Below are 22,179 nucleotides of genomic sequence, written 5' to 3'. Positions count from 1 at the left end.
GCGAGCTCCATCCAGTTCGACGCCCATTCAACGAGTCTTCGCGACGACGTAAAGCGTGAATTGCAGGGTGGTCGACTGGCCGTCGGCCTTGATCATCAGGGTACGCTGGCCCTGGATGTTGCCTGCGACCAGATTCTCATTCAAGCGGATCGCCAGCGTCAGAGATTTCTGGACGTTCTGCCACTCCAACGGCTCCGAGTCGCGGTTGATCTGAAAATAGATCAGGTTCGGCAGAGCGGGCAGGGCGCGCGGCGGCCTTGGCGTGTGAGTGAACTGGAGCCCCGCCTGGCCGAACCGGAAGATCCCGTCGACGCGATCGGAACTCCCGACTTTCATGTCGAGCTGCCCCGGCTTGGTCAACAGGCGAATGCACTCCTCGGGGTCAAGTGAGCATCGCACTCCGATGAACATCTGACGTGACGACTCGAGCCAGGCCGGTTCCAAGGTCACTTCCATCCGCAGCCCGGCCCCGACAAACGGCTGTTCCTTGTACTCGGGCTCGACCAGGATATCGAGCAGGGCATCAATCTGCTGGCGAACACCATAGAAACAACGGCCCAGATCGTCGTGGTCATACCGCGGCAGTTCAGGAGGGCGGCGTGTCGGGTCGAAGATGGCCAGGTGCCCGACCAGGCGGCAAAGTTCCAGGTAGGCAGCCAGCGGGTGAACGCCATCCACGAACGCAACGACCGCCAGCACCGGGTATGCCTGGTCGAGCTCCCGCAACTGGGCAAAGATCTGGAGGTCGCCCTGAGTCTGACTGTCGAACGTGATCCCCCGCGACACGACCTGGTTGGCCAGCAAGTCGATCTTCTGACCGATCCGGTCATAGACCGACTGAAGGATCCCCCCGCAGAGCGGCTGCCAGGCGTCGCAGGCCAGCAACGGTGGAATGTAAGTCAGGTCGAGCTGCGGCGTCGCCTCAGCGCGGGGCGATCGCATCACCCGGGCGATCGGCAAGACCTCGTAGCCGGTCTGATCTTGGTCCGAAAGCAGCAGTTTGAGGTTCAGCCGACGCACCGAGATCGGCTGCGGGTTGACCCCCGTGTTCTCGTCGGGCAGGGTCTGGGTGGAGACCAGATACCGGACCCCGTCGGACGAGTCCTTGCCGGCCACGTTGGCTCGCCCTTGCTGGAGCACCGGCACACCGAGGTAGACCGTCACCGACTCCGACCGCTGGAGCGCGGGCTTCAAGTCGACGGGGGGCACCACGCCGTCGTCGGGAATGACCACCTGCGTCCCGTCGCGGAGCCGTGCCTTGAGCGTGCGCACGACCAGCCGCGAGTTGGCCAGCGCATCGAGGTCAAGGTCGATCTCCCGCAGCCCCCAGTTGTGATGGTGGTCCCATTTCTCATTGAGGTGCGACTGCTCGGATTGGTGCGCACGCGTAAGCTGGAAGTGGTGGGGCCGAAGGAACATGCCTTCATGCCAATGAACGGGGTTGATTCCCATGTTGGAACGGCCTCTCCCAACGCTTCAGTGCTCTAAAAATGCGCAGACAAACGGATTATAACCGGTATACGCCAGTCGCACGTCATGAATCCCGCAGGCCCGAACCTTCGCACGTGGTCGTTCGGGCCGCAACCCCAGGAGCCCGAGGCCGCACAGGCGAGGCTGCTTCGACACTCCCGGAAGGTCGACTCTCGTAGCAAAAGCAGGGTTCAACGAGCCAGCCGTGCCGAGCGACACCCCTTTGCATTTTTTTGCGCTTTTTCAATAGAAGATACGGATCTCGCTCCGAATCAAAGGGTCACCCCAGTTCGGTGTATTGAGCGAGAAGGCGGTCCCGACGCCAAAGTCGATGTAGTTGCAGACGGCCATCCGCAAGCCGGGGCCGATACTCAGGTACGAATCCCCGGACGAATTTTGGGGACCCAGCACGGGCGCAGTGAACGCTCCGTCCTGAAACGACCAGCCGTTGAACTCCAAGGTGCCGATCAGCGGCACGTCGGGCATCACGTTGCACAAGAGCTGGTTCATGCTGAGATGATAGTGGAGGATCGCTCCGGCATAATTAGGATCACCTCCAAGCGGCACCCATTCGGCGATTTGCCCCTGAAGGTAAGTGTGGGGTGCCAGGTGGAGCGCCATGAGGAGCGACGGTTCCAAGGAGACGTGGCCATTGCCGAGCCCCTGGGTCACGCTGCCGATCGGCAGATAGGTCTTGAATTGGAGCGCGAGCTGGATGAGGTCGCAGTCCAACAGCAACGATTTTGTACCAATGTTCATATCCGAGAAGCCGGCGTGGTGAGCGGTCAGGTCGGGGGACGTCGACCGATACGGAATCTCGGTGAAGAAGCTGAATCGCGGAAGCGCGGCTTCCATGTAGACGTAGAGTTGGTCGTAGTTGAGGAGGCGTTCACCATAGATCGGCTTGCCACTCTTCGTCACCGGCTGGCGCGGTTGCGGACCTGGTCCTCGGAACGACCGCGCCCAGAAATACTCGGATCGGTCGGGGAACCAGAGCGTGTTGCCGTGATCCCAGCGGAGCCGCTTCTGGGTCCGGGGGCGGGCCGGATCGACGAAAAAGGAGGCGTTGGCTTCCGGCACCCAGGTCGGCTCGTAGCACGGGTCGGGGCAACAGAGGCAATGGTACAAATTCGAGGCGAGTCGCCCGAAGTAGGTTGAGGCCTCCGCGTGATAGCACGACTTCGACCGGCCGGGGATGCACCCGCCGGGGCCGCAACTCCCGCCGAAAGTGTCGGAGTGGCCAGCCCCGTGAAATTGCCCGCACGAAGTGCAAGCGACGGGCAGGACGCTCTCATCAAGGAGGCTCGCCTCCTTCCCAGAGAGTTGAACCGCCGGATCTTTCAGGGGGACCGCGGGAGCCGCCTCGTCCAACTCGGGCAGCGCGATCATCGGCAGAACCACCTCGGGAGTCCCGGGCGAGACCCCGGCCGGCGCCTTCTCGTTGGCGATCACGGCCACTGCGCCCGTCCCAAATTTCGAAGGGTCAGGCGGAGGAGGAAGCGCGGCCACCTCCTCACCCTCGATCGTCGATGGGGGAGGAGGAGGGGGAGGGGGGAGCGCGGCCACTTCCTCGAACTCGACTTTCGTCGGGTCGAGGGCAGGGGGGAGCGCGGCAACCTCCACGGCTGCAACCTTCGTTGCGGGGTCGGGGGTCGGGGGTTCGACACTTTCCTCGCGATGAATCGACGGCGGATTATGCGTCCAGTCGATCGACGGCCGGTCGTTTCCACCAGGCGTCAACGGTACGGCACAGCCCCCAAGACAAGCCACCAGTGCGACCCAGGGGATCACCCTCGCGCTGGGCCGAGTGAGGTGCTCGAACAAGCACCTCCCAATCATTCGATGGCTCCAGACTGAGTGTGCAGCACGTTCGCACCTTCTCCTTCTCAAGAGGGAGAATCCGCAGCCGTTCACGTTCGACGGCATGATCTCTCGGAGACTTCCGAAATGGAGAGACCGTAAGGTGTCCGAAGACAATGGGCGATTCGCCTTGAAGAATTGCTCAACCTCGAGCCAACTGCCGCTCGATCGTGCCGGTTTATATCGGCCATCCCACGATCTCGCAATCCCAAGTCTCATTCCCCGGTGTGCTCATCGTCGCGACGGCACCTTGTCAGAAAATTCGCTACAATCCACCATGTCACCGCTTTCGCTTTAATCCGAAATCGCGTCAAGATCCGCCGGTCAAATGCCGAAGTCGATTTCATGGCATTCAGCTCGTCTGCGTCCCTGGGAAGAGCGAACCGACCTACTTCGGGGGAACCCTGGTCCGTCGGACGACCCTCTGCATCTGTCGGAGATCGAGGCATGACCCGACCAACCAAGGCCAGGGCCTGGTCGTCGCTCCTGTTCATCGCACTCAGCCTGACTTTCACCGGGTGCGCCGCAATTCCCGCCGCGGGCGGGGCGGCCGGAACCGCGGGGGCGGCGGGCGCGGCGACCGGATTCACCGGCCTCCTCGGTCAAATCTGTCAGAACATCGAGGCGTGCAAAGCCAAGTTCTGCGCCTCGCCATGCGGCCAGTTGTTCAGCCAGGGGATGTCACCACTGAAGTGCCTGACCGGAGGTTCGTTCGGGAATTGCTGTCCGACCACCCCAACAGCCGCGCAACAGGCTCAGCCGGGTGCGGCGGGCGCGGCGGCCCAGATCCAGGCCGACACCGCCGCGGCCAAGGCGCGGGTCGCCTCGGTCGAGTACCTCGGTACGGTCGACTGCCATTACTGGCCCGAGGCCGAGAAGACCTTGATCGACTCGCTGAGGGCCGACCGCAACGAGTGCGTCCGGTTTGCCGCCGCGCGGGTGATGGGCTCAGGATGCTGCTGCACCAACAAGACCATCGCCGCCCTAACCCTTTCGGCCTCGGCCGAGGACACGGACGGCAACCCTTCCGAAAACTCGCTGCGGGTCCGCGCTGCCGCCGCCGCCGCGCTGTCGCGCTGTGCCATGGCGCCCCCCGAACCGATCAAGCCGCGACCGCCCGAGCGGCCCGATCCGATCCAACCCGAGCTGCCGCCGGCCATTCCGCTCGAGCGGATCGATCCGGCCGTGGGTCGCACCGAGTTCTACTATCAGACCGCCGAGCGGACCCCGCGTGCCGCCCTCGTCGCCCGCGCTCGCCAGGCAATCGCCCAGGCCTCGAGTGCGTCCCAGGCGTCGGAAACGGCGACGGGGATGCCCCCCTTGGGTGGCCAGAGCCTCTTCGACATCGTCAGCCACGCACAGGCACCGAAGCCGTCGGCAACGCCCGACGGGCCAGCGCGGGACGTGGACGTCCCCAACTTCGCGCAGGCCCCGAAGCCGCCGGCAACGCCCACCGCGACGCCGCGGACCGTGGCTCGATCCCAGCCGGCTCCCGCAGTCGCCGCCGCCCCAACGGGTGGTGTTGCCTCGGACCAGCCTGCCAAGGCGAAGACCTTGAAGGACCTCTTCATTCAATCGACGGGAGCCCGCTGAGCCGCTTCGGAAGCCTTTTGGGATCATGCGTCGTCCGTTGCAATCACAAGACCGATTCAGTAGCGTCGACAGACTGCCGAGACCAACGGACGTCTCGAGTCCCCAGACCCTCGCGGAGTTGCCGAGTGGCCACGAATCCCTCGCCGCTCTTGGATTTTGAGCCGCTCCTGGCGCCGATCCCCGGCCCCGAACCGGCGGGCTCGAGCTTGCCCTACATCCTCCGCGAGCGGCTCGATCTGTGCCGCCGGGAGATCAACCCGAGCGACTACGACCCGAGCGATCCTCAGCGCCCCACGACCGCGAAGTCCGCGGACTGGTCCGCGATTGTCCAGTTGAGCCAGCAAGTGCTCCGGGAGACGTCGAAAGACCTTTCCGTGGCGGCCCGCCTCACCGAGGCACTCGTCAAGCACGACCGCTTCGCCGGTCTTCGTGACGGTCTGCGCTTGCTTCGTCTAATGGTCGAGCAGTGTTGGGATCGACTGAGCCCGGCCTTGGAAGAAGGGGACGACCTCGAAGTTCGCGCCGCGGCGTTCCGCTGGCTCGACGATCCCGACCGGGGCGCCTCATTCCCGAGCACCCTGCGCGCTGTCCCCCTGGTCCGGGGCGAGGGGGCCGAGTACGGCTGGTTGGACTGGCGACGGAGCCAGGATCCCCGATCGGGACTGACCCCCGAGTTATTCGACAAGGCCAGGCAACTCACTCCCGTCGACTCCTCTCGCGACGCCGTCGAGTTGCTCGCGGCGGCCCGCCTGGAATTCGACGGGTTGGTCCACGCACTCGATGAGCGGATGGGCGAATCCGCCCCGGCGCTGCTCGGCTTGCGACAGGCCTTCGATGATTGTCAGTTGCTGGCGAATCAAATTCTCCAGCTCAATGCGGCCCCCGACCTGCCGTTGCCCGAGCCCAACGCAAGCTCAGATCCAGCCGACCCCGCCGATTCCATCCCATCAAGCGGGACAACCGCCTCGGCGACCGGGCGACAACCCCTCACCCGCACCCAGATCTACGCTCAGCTCACCGACGCCGCGAACGCGCTGCGACGTCTCGAGCCGCACAGCCCGATCCCCTACCTGCTGGAACGCGCCGTCAATCTCGGGGCATTGCCGTTCCCACTCTTGATGAAAGAGCTGATTCGCGACACCAACGTCCTGACCGAGATGAGCCGCGAGATGGGTTTTAAGGAAGGTTCACCTGAGTAAGTGAATCCGGCACTCGGGCTCACTGACCCGCCGGACGATGCATGTCACTCATGGCGATGGGACGCCGTCAAACTCAACCGAGATCTCGATCGCTAGACGGTGAAGCCGGTAAACGTACATTCGGGCCGGCGGTGCGACACCCAGGACGAATGCCTGGCCCTGGAGCCCGCCGTTCGTGGTCGGAGCCAATCGGTTGCCGATTCACTAACATGCGATCGGAACATAATATCAAAGGTTTCGCAACAGAACGAGGCGATCGCATGAAACGATTGGATTTGAGGAAGGATTTCATCGACATTTATCGCCTCGTCTCCGAGCGAGTGGGGGCCTTTTATCCTGCGAGCAATGATGGCCCGGGTAAGGGTAAGCGAGTCAAGCGAATCGATCTCGGCTATCAATTCGATCAAGCGGGCTGGGTCGCTCTCGTATTCGACACTCGACGCGACGCCCAGCCCGACGGTCAGTGGAATGCACACATCCAGGGAAACAAGTTGGAACGGCCGAAATGGCAGGCCGCCGCGGAGGCGAACGAAGTCGAGCCGGTCCTGTTCACCCTGCCCGACGGCACCAGACGCGAGATTCCGCCCGGGAGCTACGACGAATTTGTGACAATCTTTGGCGATCTCCTCAAAGGCGTTCTCCTCAAGGCCCGGTTGGATGGCGTTTTCGTGGATTTGCCGAAATCACCGCGTTGCGAGTTGGGCGTGGAGGAGCACGAGGGAGCGTTCGGATGGCCAGTCTATGAGGAACGGGGGCGAGAGAACCTCGCCTAACCTCTTGCCACGACTTCCACTAATTGCACCAATACAATTAATTCAAAAACTCTAGCATGCACCTACGCCACAAACACCAGTTTCTTTGCCGAGGCGTGCCATTTTCCGGCGAAGAAACCGGAGACAGTCGCAAGGATACCGGGATCTCGTTCCCACGCGAATTTCGGCCTCCGGGGCAGACAGACGGCCCGGTTTCCTTGCGACAGACTCGGGAATTGCCGTCGGCCGCGGCGGCGATGGTTTGGATTGACATATTAATCCGGACTTGGGGCGATCAATCGTAATATCGAGTAGCTTTGGATGCAGCCCTCGCCGAGAGCCACGGGGTCTGGCTGGGAGCCCTGGCCGATTCGCAACGACAGGCCGGTCTGCGTCTCGAGGTCCTCGAGCACACCGACCTTGGTCCTGCCCTGGCCGCCGAGCCGGACCAACGCCTCGCCTGCCGTCGCGCGGTCCTCATACTTCGATGCCCCGAGTCGCGTGACAAGTTCGGCCGGGTCCGGAGCGACCATGGCTTAGAGCATGATCAAGCCGAGCACGAGCCCCGGAAGCCGATGGCAAGCCATGAAGATCCCTCCTGACGGTTCCGCGCTCCAGAAAGGCCTACAGAGGCCGGGGCCATCCATGCACGGATACTAGCCTTAGTCTATGTCGGCTCTGTGGCCGCTACCAGTCCCATCGGGGCCAAATCGAGACGATCGCCCCGTCACGGGGGCACTTCTTCTGCCGGAAGAGAGGGAGCGATCAGTTCCCCGCTCGCCTTCCAGGCGAGCGAAGACCAACAGCCAAGGGCCGGCGCCGATCGTGGCGTCACGCCAGGGTCGCACGGCTCAATGAGCAAGCACGCTTCCGGCTACCTGGACAATCCGGCGCGGTCCCGGGCGAGTTCCGGTGAAGACTTTCGACCCGCCCGAGTCAGAGCCTGTCTCAGCGTTTGGACACTCTCAGGTGAGCCGACGAATAGCTGGGCGGGGAACTGGTAATACGCAAGGATGCCGGAGAGGATCTTTTCGCCCATGTTGGAATTCAACCACATGCCGGCCAGGTATTGGAGCCGCAGGTTGCGGTCGGTGTTGATCTGGGCGCCCCGCGACCATTCCTTCAGCAAGGGCGCTTCCCCGGAGTAGGTGGTGAGCAGGTCGGTCCCCTCCTGGTTGAACTCTCCGAATCCCACTTCGCGGAGCGACTGCTTCACGAGCTTGTGGTCCGGGCGGTCCAGACGCCCTTGCAGTTCGTCGACGTCGATCACGGTCGGTTCGATCTGGCCGAACAGGACGGCGTCGTAGCCGAAGCCATCGCGTTCGTTGCTCCAGACGGCGTCGGAGCCGAAGGCCTTGTGCTCGTTGCTCCAGAGGATGCCGTTGGGGAAGACCTGGAAGAAGGTGGCGATCACGCTCTTGGACGTGGCCAGGTTGCTTTCGTAGAGTGGGATCCAGAGGCAGACAATTCCGCCCGGATTCAGGTGATCGCGGCACATCTGATAATATTCCACCGTATTCAGCGCAGCGCATCCCTTGACCCACGGGTCGATCGGGTCGGAGGTGATGATGTCGAACTTCTCCGGGGTGGTGCGGAGGAAGTGTCGGCCATCATCGTAGACCACCTTGACCTGCTTGCCATTCACCGTGTGGGGGTTCTCACGGGCGATACCATCGACCACGTGGTAGTTCTCCACACCGAACATCGGGGTCACGATGGTCGGCACCAACGGTTCGATGTCGCAGATGACGACGCGTTTGACGTCGGGGTGGAGGACGAAGGTGCCGGCCGTGATGCCCGCGCCGCAGGCCACGACCAACACCGACTCGGGCTTCTTGTGCACCAGCGCCGGGAGGTGCCCCAGCATCCGCTGCAGCCGCATGTCGGCGGCCAGGGTCGAGGCCTGGATCTTGCCGGCGCCATGGAAGCTCCGCACGCCGTCCGCCGTCATGGTGACGGCGACCGAGACGTTCGTCCCTTCGCCGACGTAGGTGCAGAAGACGTCCGCGTCGCCTGGGTCCTCCGGGACGTCCTTGACGATGCCGGGGGCCGACTGGGCGAGCAGGCTTGGCGTCGCCCGGCCGAACGCCACGAGCTCCCACGGCACCGGCGTCACGCTCCAGGCGAGGCAGCCGGCCACGCCCACCGCGGCCGCCAGCGTCGTCGCCCCCCCCAGCCGCAATGTTCCGGATGACCGCCGGACCAGGGGCAGCAGGGCCACCAGCGCGGCCGTCAGGGCAAGCCCGATCAGCACCCGCTCGGCGCCGGCCGTGCCGATGGTGGGGACCAGCAGCAGGCTGAACACCAAGGCTCCGGCGATGGCGCCGATCGTGTTGGCCGCATAAACCCCTCCGACCAACCGTCCGGGGTCCTGGCCACGAGCCGCGACCGCCGCCAGGGCGAGCGGGAAGCTCGCTCCCCAGAGGCAGGCCGGCGGCAGGATGGCCCAAAGACAGCGCACCAGGTCGAGCTGGAAGATGTACCAGGGGCTCGGCGACAACCCGGGGACGATCGGCCAGTAGGGGAGTGACTGCGAGATCATGACCGCAGTCCAGGCAATCGCCGCGGTCAGGAACCACTGGCAGATGCCAAGCGCCACCCGCGACGAGACAGCCCCCCGCGTCAGGATGGCGCCGAGCGTGCTGCCGATCCCGAGCCCGATCAGAAAGACCGCCAAGATCAAGGAGAAGGTGTAAACCGTGCCTCCAAGCATCAGCGAGAGCAGCCGAGTCCAGACCACCTCGGCGCCCAACGCCGACATCCCGGAGAGGGCGATCGCCAGATAGACGGCCCAGGCGCCGGCCGCCGGCCTTGCGTTCTCGTTCGTCGTGGGGCCGGCTGGCACTTCATGCCGGGCCAGGGAGGCCGCCAGGGCCAACGCGATCGCGGCCACCGCGAGATTGAGGGCGAAGGCCACGTAGGTGGCGGTGGCCATGTCGTGGACGCGGAGCAGGTAGAAGCCAGCCAGCAGACAGCCGAAGACGGCCCCGGCGAGGTTGCCGCCATAGAAGAAGCCGAGCCACGACACCCCCTCGGCGTCGGTCTCGACCCAGCGCGCGATGGCCGGCAGCGTCGCGCCCATCAGCAGGGTGGGAGGCAGCAAGCAGACTGCGGCCACCGCCCCACGCAACCAGATGCCCGGCGCACCGTGCCCGGCGTAATGCGAGTACACCTGCTCGACATAGGGCATCCCGAACAAGACGACGAGCCCGATGGCGCCGATGCCCAACTCGAGCAGAGCATAGACCCGCAACGGGTGGCGCCGAACCGAGACGACGCGCGGTAGCAGCAAACTGCCCAGGCACATGCCGCCCATAAACGTCCCGAGCAACACGGCAAGGGAAACGGCGGTCGAGCCGATCACCAGTTGCAGGAGTTGGAGCCAGACGATCTCGTAAATCAGGGCCGCACACCCGCTGCCGACGAACAGCACGAGGAGCATGGGCAGGAACCGGCGTGGTGCGGCCGGGGCAGTCGGCAAAATCGGGTCGTGTGGGTTCATCGCGCGGCGGTCTCCCGAGAAGATGGACGACGCTTCGCAATCGCTTGGCGGGTCGCGGGATTCCGGAGTCTCCCAAGGCAAACGCAGCGAAAAAATCACTCGCCGTCCGGCCCAGAATCCCGCTCGAGTCCCCGGTGCGTCACCCGGTGGACCGGCTCACTCGCATCGTTTCATTGGGGGGCCGTCGATTCTACCCGACTGCGATCGCGAAAGCCGGGCCTACCTCACCGCCGCTTCGAACTTGCCGCCCACCGCCAGGGTCCATCAACCCATTGCCGTTGCCACAGTGTCAAATGATCCAGGCCATGCGAAAGCCACCGAGAACGTGGCGACAGTCACTTCTTTCACCTTGTTTTTTGGGCCGAGTTCTTTTACCTATCATCCAGGAGAAGCGAAAAAGCACGATCACGAAAGAACTTCGGTCGGAGAATGGGACGCGGTAGCGCACTATGCAGCATCCATTGGGCCAAATTTCGCGAATGCACATGAAGACAAATACAGAAACTGAAACAAGCACACGTTCCGCGAGGATTAACCGCGGTGACGTGTTCTGGATCGGGCCGGATGACTCGCGAGGCCCGGGCTCGAGCTACACTCATCCCAATGTGGTGGTTCAGGAGGACATCTTCAACCACTCGCGGATCACGACCGTGGTCGTGTGCGGTCTGACGTCGAACTTACACCGGGCGAGCGAGCCGGGGAATGTCCTCCTCGATGTGGGCGAAGCGAACCTTCCCACGCAGAGCGTTGTGGTCGTGGCGCAGGTCTCTTCGGTGGACAAGGCCCGCTTGGGTGAACGGATCGGGACGCTGTCCGACACGCGGGTGGAGCAGATTCTGGACGGCCTACGATTCCAGCAAGTGTCGTTCTTTGAGCGGTAGCGACGCGTTCCTGAGTCGAGTGGATCGCGAGGGGCGAGCCTCGAGCCTGGTGCCTCTGGAATGAGCGGGGCGAGGGCGACGTTACGGCGCGTGCGAGCCGGTTCGAGAGCGTCAAGGTGCTCAGCGACCGGGTCCGGCGTCACTCGTCACTGGGCGAATCTAAGCGTTTGGTCCCGGTCTTCTTTGCTTTTCTGAGCGGTGACCGCGGTGATAGAATCGCCGTTGGGTGCCACGCAACGTCGATTACTGATGCCTCATCCTACTGCACTCATGTGCTTGTTTAGCAAGGCTTTCTGTTCCTGAGTCAGGGTGTGGAGCACAGGCGGTTTCGGCGGCTTATGCGGTTTGCGACGAGGCCACTTGCGTGTGGCTTTCGGGCTCTTCTGCTTCCGGCACCCGGCGCGGCAGCCCGCGAGTCGCTTGTGGTAACACTTGGCCTTGGGTTTCACGGCCGCGTCGATCTCCTTGCGGATCTCGATCAGAACTTTGCGGGGGCTGATCACTGGGCCATCGGTCGCCGACGCCGACGCCGACGCCGGCCGAAGCGCCAGGTCGGCATGCGCCAGGAGGATCTGCGTGGCCAGCAGTGACAACTCGGCCTCGCGATGCACCAAGGCCACCGTGCGGCTAGCGAGTTTCAATTTATTGATTATACGCTTGTATGTGCGAAATAGTCCTTCATTACGCCATCTCCAGCGGTAGAATTTGGCGGCCGTCGCCGCCGACATCCGGGCTGGGTCGAGGACGTCGGTCAGGAGCCAGACGTCGCGTTTGACCGACCCCTTACCCTTGCCCTTGGCCGGGATCCGGATCAAGCGGCATTGGATCGGCGCTTCCCCTTTCTTCTGGACATAGTTCGGCCAGTACAAGACAGGGCCTTCGGTCCAATCCTCCAGGTTCGCCACTTCGAGGGTGTAGAGGTCGACCCGCGACGACATCCGGAACAGGAACGATCGCTTGACACCGAGGATCGCCCGGACCAGATCGAAGCCCATATAAGCGGCGTCGCAGACGATCAGGGCCTCGGGCGAGAGGGTGGCGAGCAAGTGCCTCAAATGCTCTTGCTCGGCCGCGGTGCCCGGGCCGAGTCGCCACGACCAAAGCAGTCCCGTGGGCAAGTGGACGAACGCCGTCAGCCAGACGTTGGGGGCCGCGTCGTTCTTGCCGGCCTGCCCGAGTCCCCGTTCCAACTCGGGGGTGCGGGGGCACTCGATCCGCGAGCCGTCGCAGCCCATCGGCTCGAAGCCGTCGACAATCCGCCGCGACCCCAGTCGGGCGTGGATCTGTTGCCGAACCCCCGCGGCCAACGCCCTGAGTTGTCGCATGGGGACGCGTCGCATCGCTTTCTGGAAGCCGACGAGGGTCTTTCCCGGGCGTCTTCGCGACTCATGGCAGGCGACGTAGTATCCCCGGGCCTTCTCAAACCTCTCGGACTCGGAGTCGCCGGTGGCCCAGGTCATGGCGAGCATGACCACGACCAGTGGCTGGAGATCCCACCGCGGCGCCGACCGCCTTTGAGGAACAACCCCTCGGGCTTGCTTCCAGACCGTCGGGGTGAGAAACTGTCGGACATAGCCGATCAACGACTGCGGTTGCTGCAAGCCTTGCAGCGTCCGAGCTGCCTTCATCGCCGTTCTTCCTCAATCCAGGTGAGTGCCGGTTGCTAGCCGCACCCATCATGACGAAGAACGGCGATTTTTTGCCCCCCCTTCTCTCGAACGAACCGCAGCCACGGAGCGGCAGTAATTCTCTGGTCCGGTGAGAGTTACATCCGTTGTTGACGACGCCGAGTTACTGACGTTGGGTGCCACGGGTTGTATTTACAATAGTGTCCGGGATCGACCTTCATCAAATCTTCGCTTGCGCTTTTGGTTACGGTCGGCCACAGTATTCGTCATGGCGGCCAAGAAACCACCCCTGGTTGACACTCCCCCTTCCCAGCGACCTGAACGGGTCGGGGCACCGGGGTGGCTCTCTCGTGATTTGCCCATCTGGCCCGATCAAGTGGTCGGGGCCAAGCACATCCATTCGATCGAACGGCTCATCGCACAACTTCGCGACCAGGACCCCCATGGCAACCGCGACCTCTTCCTCGACGACGTCTTCGTTGCCATGCTCCTGGCCTTCTTCAACCCCACTCTGCGGACCCTCAGGACGATCGAGGATTTCAGCCAAACCCGACAAGCCCAAAAATTCCTCTCGATCCAGAAACTCTGCAAAAGCACCCTCTCCGACTTCAATAAGTTGGCCGACCACACTCGCTTGCAGCCGATCCTCGATCAGCTCCGACGCAACGTTCTCAAGCCCAGTCCCAACCCGAACCAGGCCGCCGATCCCCTGAGCTCGCTTCACCGCCAGGTCCTCGCCGTCGATGGCACCTTCCTTCATGCCGCCGCCTCAGTGGCCTGGAGCGTCCGCCGCCGCGGCGGCAAGACCGGCGCTCGCCTCGACTTCCATGTCGATGCCCAAACCTGGCTCCCCGAGCTGATCGTCGTCCCCGAGGCCGGCCAGAGCGAGGCGACCACCGCCGCGTACTCCATCACCCCCGGGGCGATCCATCTCTACGACCGGGGGATCTTCAGCTTCAAGCTGATCAAGGCCCACGTAGAACCGGCGGCGGATTTCGTGATGCGGTTCCGGAAACCCGGAGAACGCACCCCCAACCTCGAGACGACCGAGACGAGGGAACTCACCCAAGAGGCCCGCGACGCGGACGTCATCTCCGATCGACTGGTCCGTTTTCCCGGCTCGACGCATCGCAAACCGCTGGGCATCGTCCTTCGCGAAGTGGTCATCGTCCCCAAGGATGACCCCGAGAATCCGGTCTACCTCTTGACGACCCTGCTCGAGCCCGACGCATCAATCATCGGAGTATTATATCGTCATAGATGGCAAGTTGAACTGTTTTTCCGCTGGCTGAAAAGCTACGCGCGGTTCGATCATCTGATCAGTCACAGCCGCGAGGGTGTGCTGTTGAGCTTCTACGTCGCCGTGATCGGCGTCACGCTCATGTACATCCATACAGGAAATCGCCCCAGCAAGTATATGTTTAGCCTGCTGGGAATGGTGGCCAACGGCACGGCGACGATGGACGAGATCATGCCGATCCTTCGCGAGCGGGAGCGTCAGTGCCAATTACAGCGTGACCGCGTTGCGCGGAAGCGTGCCGAAAAACCCAAATAAGCGATCAGGGCCCGTCCACGCGCTGCGGACGAGGTCATGCCGCGGCATGCGCCGGGATCGCCCTCCAAACCGAAGGAGGCGGCTGCAAGGCTGTTCAAATCGAATTATTCTGGGATGTCCTGACGAAAAGCCTCCTCGCCATCAGGAATCCCGGACACTATTGTGTATTTAGCCCGTGAATGATCGCCTGGGTTTTTGGCTCACGGGTTGAGTCCAACCCGTGGCACCCAGGGCTTGCACATAATTCAATACAGAGAATGACCAGATCCACGTACTTAGGGACGCGACCGCCCTGGGGGCGTATCGGAAGCCTCGGCACTCGCGCCAGCGCGAGCGGCTTCGGCGGCGTCGATCAGGCCGTCCCTGTCTCGGTCGAGTTTATCGAACTCCGCAGCCGGCCCCGTGAACTCGCGGCGAGACACATCGCCATCTCCGTTGCGGTCCATCGCTCGGGACCAGGCTGGGCCACGACGCGCGACGAGCGCCAGGTCTCGCGGATAGCCCCAACTGACCGCGGCCAGTACCACACGGGGAAGCCTCGCGCGGTCGAATGTGTCGCCCGTCACGCATCCGGCTTCCTCCAGCCGCTCCCAGGCCGCGCGGAGTTCGCGCACGGACAAGGCTCCGTCGTGGCTTGTGTCAAGGATCTCGAACAGCCCCGCCCCGTCAAGCACGGTCACCAGCACCTGCCCGCGTGCGAGCTGCGCTTGCAGGTCGAGCCAGGCGTCGAGCTCGGTTCGGTCGAGCTTGCCATTGGCGTCGCGGTCCGCGATCGGCGTAAGCCACGAGAGGTCGCCCCCGCGCCGCCGATTGCCGCCCGCTTCCGGTCCGGACCAGGGGACTTCGAATCGGCCCGTCATTGCGCGTCGGGCCGTCGACAGGGAATCCTTCATCTTCCCGCTCGCGGCCCAGCCACTCACCCGGACGCCGTCCCCGGCGAATGCGAACCGCTCCGAGGTTGGCTGATCGCCAAGACGGACGCCCCAACTTGCGTCGGGCTCCCGTTTCCGCCACCGGGCCAGTTCCTCGGCCTGGAATCGGGGCAGGCGCCGCGCGACTTCGACGGTCCAGCCTGTCTGCTTAGGATCTGCGGGAAGGAGAACGAGCGGCAGCTTCGCGAGCACGTCCGACGGTGCCGGGCCGGCCGCCGGCGTCAGTAGGAGCGTCCCGGCGGCGCCGGGGTAGACGAGTTTCGGCACGATCTCCCCAGCCCCGATCAGCTCGTCGTCGTTCGCGTCGAGTTTCTTCAAGGTTCCGGCCGCCGCTTTCCACTCCTCCTGGCCAAGTTCGCCGTTGCGGTCGGTATCGAGGGACCTGATCAGCGCGGTCGACAATTCGGCAGTTCCTGGCAGCCGACCCACGCCAATCAGGACCGTCCCGGCGCCGGCACCGCGGTAGAATGCGGCGAGGTCGTCGGCCCTCACTTTGCCGTCGCCCCGGTCGAGGTCGGCGAAAGCAGGGGCGGACCCGACCGGCGGCGTGAAGCCATTGCCCATCGCTTGCCGAAGCGCGAGCGGCGAGGGCAGGAGGGCCGCCTCCTTCTCGTCGAGGACGCCGTCACCCTCGCGGTCGAAGAATGCAAAGAGGCGTGCGAACGTCTCGTCCCAGACCGTGTGGAGCGGCGAGCCGGCCACCTCCACGGATAGCTCGATTCGCGCGACCTGACTACCGCCGAGGAGAACGAGTTCGGCCGGCGCATTGGCTCGCGGGCTGGACTCCGACGTGGGGGAGAGACTTACCGCCGTCAGGGCAAGGTGCAAGATGCCGGGAATATTCACAGCAGCTCCTCGATCGGTTTCGCGGTCGGGTCGGCGATGCGGATGGGTCGTCCTACGTTTGACATATTTTGCTTCATCGGATCGATGCCGATCGCCTTCACGACGGTGGCGATGAGATCCGGCGTCCGGGTCGGCTTACTCTCCAGGGCGATCCCATCGGCGCTGGTCTTACCGATCACCTGCCCGGCGTGGATGCCGCCGCCGGCCAACACCGCGGACCACGATGCCGGCCAGTGGTCGCGCCCGGCTTGTCCATTAATCCGCGGCGTCCGGCCGAATTCCCCTTGGCAGACGACCAGGGTCGAATCGAGCAACCCGCGGCCCTCAAGGTCGGCGAGCAGCGCCGCGAACGCCGTGTCAAGCGTGCCGGAGAGCTCCGCCACGCGGTCGAAATTGTTCTGGTGCGTGTCCCAGCCATCAAGAGTGACTTCAACGAACGGGACACCGCGTTCGACCAGCCGCCGCGCGAGCAGACACCCCTGGCCGAAGGTGGTGCGGCCGTAGGCAGCGCGGACCTCGGCCGTCTCGGCCTCGAGTCGGAACGCGGCGGCGGCCTCGGGGCGCATCAACCGCACAGCCCGGTCCGTGGCGGCCTTCAACGTCTCCGCGACGGGTCCCTTCTTGCCCGCATCGAAACCGTTCTCAAGACCGTGGAGCAATTCGAGCCGCTTGGCGTACGCCGCGGCACTCAGGCCCTCGGGCCGGTCCAGGTCCGGCACTTTCAATTCGTCGGCGCCGCGACCCGGGATCAGACGCCGCTCGCCCCCACCCACCACGAGCGGCGAGAACCGAGGGCCGAGGAATCCGGCCCCGAGGTCGGCGCCGTTCCGGCCGCCGACACTCACGAATCCCGGCAGATCGGTGGCGGGATCGTCGAACTCATGGGCGATCAGTGAGCCCACCGAAGGGAACTGGATCGCCCCCACCGGTGCGTACCCGGTGAGGCTCACGATCCGGGCCCGGCGGTGGTCCCCCTCGCGGGTGGCCATCGAGCGGATGATGGCGATCTCATCCATCCGCTTCGCCAGCTTCGGGAGGTGCTCGCTGATCTTCACCCCTGGCACGGCCGTGTCGATTTCCTGGTACGGCCCGCCGTTCGCGTGGCCGGGCTTCAGGTCCCACAGGTCGATCGTCGCCGGCCCGCCGTTGAGCCAGAGCAGGATGATGGACTTCCGCCGGGTTGGGTTGTCCGTCGCGTCGTCGGCGAGAGCGCGCAGCCAGCCCGACTGCGACACCCCGACGGCGCCCACCGCCGTCAAACGCAGCCAGTCACGTCGCGAGAGTTGTGAGGGGCCGGGCATGGGACTTGCGTCCTTTCGAAGCTAGTGATTGGTGTTGAATTCGGTGGTGTTTACGAGGGCCCAGAACAGGTCCCCGAACGCTCGGCCGCGAAAGCCCTCGGCGTCTTCGACATAGGCGATCGCCGTCCTCGATTCTTCCTTCCGGGGCAGGCGGCCGACCACCGCCAGGAACAGCGTGTCGACCTTGCCCGCCGTGTCGAGGAACGGCGCATCGACGATCCCGGCGAGCGTCGGGTTATTGGCGGGATCGCCGAGGTCGGTCGTCAGCGGGCCGTTCATCATTGAGAGCGCCTGCGTGATCGAACGCTCCGCGACTACCGGCCGCTCGACGTGAAACTGGGCGGCGAACCGCTTGCGGGCCTCCCGACCTTGGCCGCGGCCGAGATCGTCACGCTCCGGCGGCAGACCGGCGGCGGTCCGCAGGCTGTCGTAGAGCTGCTCGCCGGTCAAGCCTCGCACGAGAATCTTATTGAACATTTTCTCGTCTGATGAAATTTCGTCGCCACCCACGACCGCCATCTGATAGGCATTCGTCAACGCGAAGGCGCGAGTCATGTACTTCAGGTCGGATCCGCTGGCCGCGAACGTGTCGGCTAATTCCTCGAGCAAGTCGGCGCGTTCGCCCGTGTCGCTGCCTTCTCCACTGAGATCGTCGAGTGGTTCGACGAGTGCGGTTCCGTAGAGATGGGCCCAGAGACGGTTGACCGCATTGCGGGCGAAGAACGGGTTGTCCTTCGCGGCCATCCAGTCCGCCAACAGCCGGCGTCCTGTGCCGGGCGAAGCCGAGTCGGGCCAGTTCACCGCCGTGCCGTCGAGCAGCGCCGGGGCGAGAGACTTCTCCGTGTTCGGGATCGTCAGCCGAGGTGGGCCGGACTTACCGTCCCGCGTTGGGTTCGGAGAGGCGAAGAACGCGGCGGTCTGCCAAAACTGGTCGCGGGTCCAGCGGGCGAACGGATGGTTGTGACATTGGGCGCAATCGAGGTTCACGCCGAGGAGCGCGCGAGTCGCGTTGGCGGCGAGATTCTCCGGCTTAGACTCACTGGCGGCAAAGAAGCCGATCGGGGAGAGCCGCCCGGGGCGCGCGGCAGCGGCCTCGTCGAGCGTGAGCAACTCGCGAACCACCCGATCATAGGTCACGTCCTCGCGCAGCCGGAGGGCGACCCACGCCTCGAAATCATCGGCCAGTCTCGCGAATTCGGCGGTGTCGGCCTGGGGGATCCAGGTCCTGCGCCAGAACGTCGCCATGTGCCGTGTGTGCCCTCCGGAGTCGACCAGCCGATGGATCAGCCTGGCCCTCCGGCTGGCGGATTGGCCCGGTTCCGAGAGGAACTCACGTGCCTCTGCCGCCGTCGGAATGCGACCGATCAGGTCGAGAGAAGCCCGACGGAGGAACCCGGCGTCGTCCACCAAAGGGGCTCGAGGTGCGCCCGCCTTGGCCCACCCCGCTGTCAGCCTGGCGTCGATCACCTCAGCCAGTTTCTCCGGAGCCGGCGGTTCGACGGCCCGGACGAGCGAAGGCCATCGCAGGGCGAAGACGAGGAGCAGGAACCATGAGTGAAATCGCATGGTGGTGAGATGCCCTTCCGAGTTAGAAGTCGTTCAGGTCGACGACTTGGCCATCATCGCGGATGGTCAGGTGGAGGAACGTGAGCGGATCGAGCTTGGTCCCGACGAATCGGACGGAACCGTCGCAGAGGAGGACGTTCGCCCCGTCGGTATGGAACCCATAGATGCCGAACGAGTTGTTGCAGTTCACAGCGCAGTCACTGGCGTCTCCTTTGCCCGGCGTCTCGCCGGTCGTTGCGGAGGCTGGCCCGAACGCAATCGAACCCCAGCCGGCCCATGAGCCCCGTGCATTCGCGCTCATCCCGAATTGATCGGCGGCATCTTTCTTCTTGCCGAACCGCCAGATCTCGGGGCGGCCGGCCTGCTCGATGAGGAGCAAGGTACAAGACAGGCCATCGCTGATTTTGGAGAGGGGTACATATTCATCATCTCCCATTGGCTGTCTCTGGTTGCCAATCATCGACCCGAGGTCGGCGGCGTTCAGTCCGTAGCCGCCGCCCGGCATGAGTGCACCATTGGAGGTGATGAAGTCGCATGTTCCTCCTTTGATAGAGAAGACCAAATCCTTATCCGGGTTCTCGGACTTGGCCGAAGCCTGCGCTTCGATCGCCACCGTGCGACCGGCCGGAGCCGCCGGGCAGTGGAACGCTCCGACCTGAGCCTCGGAAGCGGTCTTGTTGCCGGGATCGAAAAAATCGAGCTTCGGGTTGTACTGGTTGGCCAGTTCATTCTGAGCGATATAGGGGAGGATCTGGGGCCCCCATCCCGCATAGGGCAAACCGTTGTTGAAGCCGGTCCGCCGCGCCGGGAATCCCCCGTGCGATTTCTCGAACTGGAGACATCCCTGACCGAGCAGGCGGAGATTGTCCTGGCACCGTACCCTGGCGTCGTCCTGGCGAGCCGCCAGCAAGCGAGGGAACACCATCCCGGACGCGAGCAGGGTCAGTACCACCGTCGCAACGACGTCGACCCGGGTGAAGCCGGCGCGGGGCCGGCGCTCATTCGCCATGTGCATTTTATGGAGTTCCTGTCGCTGAATTCCTCGAACATGACGGCTCGATCCAGGCCGAAACAACTCGGCCTGGTCGGCGCCTATCCGCACCTTATCGCGAAGTCTTTAACTGAAACGGAGGGAGGGTGTTCTCGCCCTCCTTGATCGTGGCCGTGAGGCCCGATCGGGCGGGATCACTGTACTTGCCGCGCAACGCGAGCAGGGTCAGTACCACCGTCGCAACGACGTCGACCCGGGTGAAGCCGGCGCGGGGCCGGCGCTCATTCGCCATGTGCATTTTATGGAGTTCCTGTCGCTGAATTCCTCGAACATGACGGCTCGATCCAGGCCGAAACAACTCGGCCTGGTCGGCGCCTATCCGCACCTTATCGCGAAGTCTTTAACTGAAACGGAGGGAGGGTGTTCTCGCCCTCCTTGATCGTGGCCGTGAGGCCCGATCGGGCGGGATCACTGTACTTGCCGCGCAACAAGTCCGGTCCGGCAACCTCCTCGCCGTGGTCCAAATTGACCTTGGGCCAGACGACCGTCACCACGTAGTTCCCGGCCGGCGCACCATCGTGGGAGAATCGCGTGCTCGGCCGGAACGATCCGTCCGCTTCGGCGATCGCAATCGGCTGCAAGGTCTCACCGCCCGGGCCGTTCAGGGCATGGAACGAGACCTGGGCCTTTGCCGCGGGCCGGCCGTCGACCAGGACTTTCCCCGAGATCGGGTAAATCGCCGGCCCGCTCGTTTCATCGCCGCAGCCGAAGGCAAACAACCCTACAACTGAAAACAAAATCACATCTAATTTCAATCTGTGTGCCTCGCAACTCTCACTTCGTATCGAGCGTCTGTCCACGCACCCGTTGTGTCAGTAGTCCGACGACGAGAGCGTCTCCCCGCCGTCGCGCGTCGCCAGTGCGAAGACGATCCGGACCGCGGCCGTTTCCTTGAAGAATTGGACGCTCCCGTCGCAGAAGCCGACATTCGCCCCGCCCGGGTGGAAGCCGTAGATTCCCTGACCGTTGTTGCAGTTGACGGCGCAGGCCCAGCCGGTCGCCACCCCGTCGGCCGCGTAACCCTGGAACTGGAAATGGGAATACGACGTCCAGGGATCCCACCAGTAGACGCTCGTCAGGGCGGAGTTCGACGGTTGCTTCTTCCACCCGCGCAGATAGTAGTCGGGACGTCCGGCCTGCTCGTGGACCAGGGTAGTCTGGGAAGTGCCGTCGGTCACGGCGCTAAGGGGCTGAAACTTGCCTGCGCGGAGCAAGACCGGGTTCCCGGCCACTCCATTGACCAGATACATCGAGTTCAGCAGGTGATTCGCTTTGTAGTCGCCCACGTAGCCCCTCGTCCCGTAGACGGTGGAGCCCAAGCCGATGGGCACGTCGTGGAGACCGAGCGGACCCGACGGACAAGAGAAGACTTGGAGGGCGGTATGGGAGACCGTCTGATTCTCGTAGTCGTAGAAATTCTTATCGAGGTTGAAGGCGTTGTAGAGTTGGGGCTGCTCCAAGAAGGGGAGCAGGTTGACGCACCAGCCATAGGAGGGCGTCTCCGTGCGGACCGGCGGAAAGCCGTTGAAATTGTTGTGGTGGTTGTGGAACCCGAGCAGGGTTTGCTTGACGTTGTTCGTGCACTGGGCCCGCCGAGCCGCCTCGCGTGCCGCCTGGACAGCGGGCAACAGCAGGGCGATCAGGATGGCGATGATCGCGATCACCACAAGTAGTTCGATCAGGGTGAAGCCGATGCGTCGGAATCGAACGGCATCGGGGCGGAGTCGCCTCATCATCATGTTGCGGACCTCAGTGGTGAATCTCGGCGTGACGATCGTCGTCAGGACACCCTGGCTCACTCTCTGGCTCGGGCCAGATTCGTGACGAGGCTTGCTCCAATGCACGCGGCATGCCTGGATGCGCAATTTGCGCAACTCATTCCCAGAGTTTGACATCGGTGAAACTTGGGTAAATCATCGAAGCAAGATGTGGACAATCAATCGTCAGAGTCGGCGAGTTTTTGATCGCACGACCGGAACCAATCGCAAGCTCTGACTCGACGTCTGCCCGCCGTCGAGTCTCCCGCGTAGGGCCATGGCGAGG

Annotated in this window: 17 protein-coding genes; 6 read left to right on the top strand and 11 right to left on the bottom strand. The window is 63.9% G+C overall.

Annotated elements, in window-relative coordinates:
- Positions 1-27 precede the first annotated feature (27 nt).
- Both tssK and BUS42_RS31555 read right to left on the bottom strand, forming a co-directional pair.
- Positions 28-1,452 carry a type VI secretion system baseplate subunit TssK gene (gene tssK / locus BUS42_RS31560; protein WP_074313727.1) on the bottom strand — a complete coding sequence of 475 codons (1,425 nt, stop codon included), beginning with the start codon at positions 1,450-1,452 and terminating at the stop codon, positions 28-30.
- A 261-nt stretch (positions 1,453-1,713) separates the two neighbouring features.
- Positions 1,714-3,309: a hypothetical protein gene (locus BUS42_RS31555; RefSeq protein ID WP_074313724.1), complete on the bottom strand. Its 1,596-nt coding sequence runs from the start codon at positions 3,307-3,309 to the stop codon at positions 1,714-1,716.
- A gap of 468 nt (positions 3,310-3,777) precedes the next feature.
- Between BUS42_RS31555 and BUS42_RS43920 the strand changes: the two genes are divergently transcribed.
- The 4 genes from BUS42_RS43920 to BUS42_RS31535 all read left to right on the top strand — a co-directional run bounded on the left by BUS42_RS43920 (position 3,778) and on the right by BUS42_RS31535 (position 7,476).
- Positions 3,778-4,923 (top strand): hypothetical protein, encoded by a 1,146-nt coding sequence (locus BUS42_RS43920; RefSeq protein WP_074313723.1) that lies wholly within the window; start codon positions 3,778-3,780, stop codon positions 4,921-4,923.
- Positions 4,924-5,048: 125 nt separating this feature from the next.
- On the top strand, positions 5,049-6,122 hold the full coding sequence (tssA, locus tag BUS42_RS43915; protein ID WP_074313720.1) for a type VI secretion system protein TssA: 1,074 nt from the start codon (positions 5,049-5,051) through the stop codon (positions 6,120-6,122).
- A gap of 260 nt (positions 6,123-6,382) precedes the next feature.
- Positions 6,383-6,895, top strand: a complete 513-nt coding sequence (locus tag BUS42_RS31540; RefSeq protein ID WP_074313718.1) for a hypothetical protein — start codon at positions 6,383-6,385, stop codon at positions 6,893-6,895.
- Positions 6,896-7,191: 296 nt separating this feature from the next.
- On the top strand, positions 7,192-7,476 hold the full coding sequence (locus BUS42_RS31535; RefSeq protein ID WP_074313715.1) for a hypothetical protein: 285 nt from the start codon (positions 7,192-7,194) through the stop codon (positions 7,474-7,476).
- Between the two features lie 272 nt (positions 7,477-7,748).
- Here BUS42_RS31535 and BUS42_RS31530 read toward each other — a convergent pair whose 3' ends face one another.
- On the bottom strand, positions 7,749-10,376 hold the full coding sequence (locus BUS42_RS31530) for a spermine/spermidine synthase domain-containing protein (protein ID WP_074313712.1): 2,628 nt from the start codon (positions 10,374-10,376) through the stop codon (positions 7,749-7,751).
- Positions 10,377-10,861: 485 nt separating this feature from the next.
- On the opposite strand from BUS42_RS31530, the gene BUS42_RS31525 reads away from it, so the two are divergent.
- Positions 10,862-11,257, top strand: coding sequence for a type II toxin-antitoxin system PemK/MazF family toxin (locus BUS42_RS31525; RefSeq protein ID WP_074313710.1), 396 nt, complete (start codon positions 10,862-10,864; stop codon positions 11,255-11,257).
- A 254-nt stretch (positions 11,258-11,511) separates the two neighbouring features.
- On the opposite strand, the gene BUS42_RS31520 is transcribed toward BUS42_RS31525, so the two are convergent.
- Positions 11,512-12,885, bottom strand: a complete 1,374-nt coding sequence (locus BUS42_RS31520) for a transposase (protein ID WP_074307590.1) — start codon at positions 12,883-12,885, stop codon at positions 11,512-11,514.
- Between the two features lie 268 nt (positions 12,886-13,153).
- Between BUS42_RS31520 and BUS42_RS31515 the strand changes: the two genes are divergently transcribed.
- Positions 13,154-14,440, top strand: coding sequence for an IS4 family transposase (locus BUS42_RS31515; RefSeq protein WP_254053251.1), 1,287 nt, complete (start codon positions 13,154-13,156; stop codon positions 14,438-14,440).
- Positions 14,441-14,715: 275 nt separating this feature from the next.
- Here BUS42_RS31515 and BUS42_RS31510 read toward each other — a convergent pair whose 3' ends face one another.
- The 7 genes from BUS42_RS31510 to BUS42_RS31480 form a co-directional block, all read right to left on the bottom strand.
- Positions 14,716-16,218 carry an EF-hand domain-containing protein gene (locus tag BUS42_RS31510; protein ID WP_074313708.1) on the bottom strand — a complete coding sequence of 501 codons (1,503 nt, stop codon included), beginning with the start codon at positions 16,216-16,218 and terminating at the stop codon, positions 14,716-14,718.
- A complete protein-coding gene (locus tag BUS42_RS31505; protein WP_074313706.1) occupies positions 16,215-17,519 on the bottom strand; it encodes a DUF1501 domain-containing protein in 1,305 nt (434 codons plus the stop codon). Before BUS42_RS31505 ends, BUS42_RS31510 begins: the two co-directional genes overlap by 4 nt.
- A 21-nt stretch (positions 17,520-17,540) precedes the next feature.
- Entirely contained in the window at positions 17,541-19,085 is a 1,545-nt protein-coding gene (locus BUS42_RS31500; protein WP_074313704.1) for a DUF1549 domain-containing protein, read from the bottom strand.
- Between the two features lie 22 nt (positions 19,086-19,107).
- Positions 19,108-20,100 carry a DUF1559 family PulG-like putative transporter gene (locus BUS42_RS31495; RefSeq protein ID WP_083670862.1) on the bottom strand — a complete coding sequence of 331 codons (993 nt, stop codon included), beginning with the start codon at positions 20,098-20,100 and terminating at the stop codon, positions 19,108-19,110.
- An 88-nt stretch (positions 20,101-20,188) separates the two neighbouring features.
- The gene (locus BUS42_RS31490) at positions 20,189-20,374 is read right to left on the bottom strand and encodes a hypothetical protein (RefSeq protein WP_074313703.1); all 186 of its coding nucleotides are present in this window, start codon (positions 20,372-20,374) and stop codon (positions 20,189-20,191) included.
- 88 nt (positions 20,375-20,462) lie between these two features.
- Entirely contained in the window at positions 20,463-20,873 is a 411-nt protein-coding gene (locus BUS42_RS31485) for a hypothetical protein (protein WP_143206586.1), read from the bottom strand.
- A gap of 75 nt (positions 20,874-20,948) precedes the next feature.
- Positions 20,949-21,935 (bottom strand): DUF1559 family PulG-like putative transporter, encoded by a 987-nt coding sequence (locus tag BUS42_RS31480; protein ID WP_159452322.1) that lies wholly within the window; start codon positions 21,933-21,935, stop codon positions 20,949-20,951.
- Positions 21,936-22,179: the final 244 nt, after the last annotated feature.

The sequence above is a fragment of the Singulisphaera sp. GP187 genome (assembly GCF_900129635.1).
In the GTDB taxonomy this organism is placed as follows: domain Bacteria; phylum Planctomycetota; class Planctomycetia; order Isosphaerales; family Isosphaeraceae; genus Singulisphaera.
Note: the sequence above shows the minus strand (reverse complement) of the source record. Positions and strands in the feature narration are given on the sequence as shown.

Coding starts and splice junctions, on each gene's coding strand:
- BUS42_RS43920 (WP_074313723.1), top strand. CDS start 3,778: ATGACCCGACCAACCAAGGCCAGGGCCTGGTCGTCGCTCCTGTTCATC.
- BUS42_RS31555 (WP_074313724.1), bottom strand. CDS start 3,309: ATGATTGGGAGGTGCTTGTTCGAGCACCTCACTCGGCCCAGCGCGAGG.
- BUS42_RS31520 (WP_074307590.1), bottom strand. CDS start 12,885: ATGAAGGCAGCTCGGACGCTGCAAGGCTTGCAGCAACCGCAGTCGTTG.
- BUS42_RS31540 (WP_074313718.1), top strand. CDS start 6,383: ATGAAACGATTGGATTTGAGGAAGGATTTCATCGACATTTATCGCCTC.
- tssK (WP_074313727.1), bottom strand. CDS start 1,452: ATGGGAATCAACCCCGTTCATTGGCATGAAGGCATGTTCCTTCGGCCC.
- BUS42_RS31530 (WP_074313712.1), bottom strand. CDS start 10,376: ATGAACCCACACGACCCGATTTTGCCGACTGCCCCGGCCGCACCACGC.
- BUS42_RS31505 (WP_074313706.1), bottom strand. CDS start 17,519: ATGCCCGGCCCCTCACAACTCTCGCGACGTGACTGGCTGCGTTTGACG.
- BUS42_RS31495 (WP_083670862.1), bottom strand. CDS start 20,100: ATGCACATGGCGAATGAGCGCCGGCCCCGCGCCGGCTTCACCCGGGTC.
- BUS42_RS31515 (WP_254053251.1), top strand. CDS start 13,154: ATGGCGGCCAAGAAACCACCCCTGGTTGACACTCCCCCTTCCCAGCGA.
- BUS42_RS31525 (WP_074313710.1), top strand. CDS start 10,862: ATGAAGACAAATACAGAAACTGAAACAAGCACACGTTCCGCGAGGATT.
- BUS42_RS31490 (WP_074313703.1), bottom strand. CDS start 20,374: ATGCACATGGCGAATGAGCGCCGGCCCCGCGCCGGCTTCACCCGGGTC.
- BUS42_RS31500 (WP_074313704.1), bottom strand. CDS start 19,085: ATGCGATTTCACTCATGGTTCCTGCTCCTCGTCTTCGCCCTGCGATGG.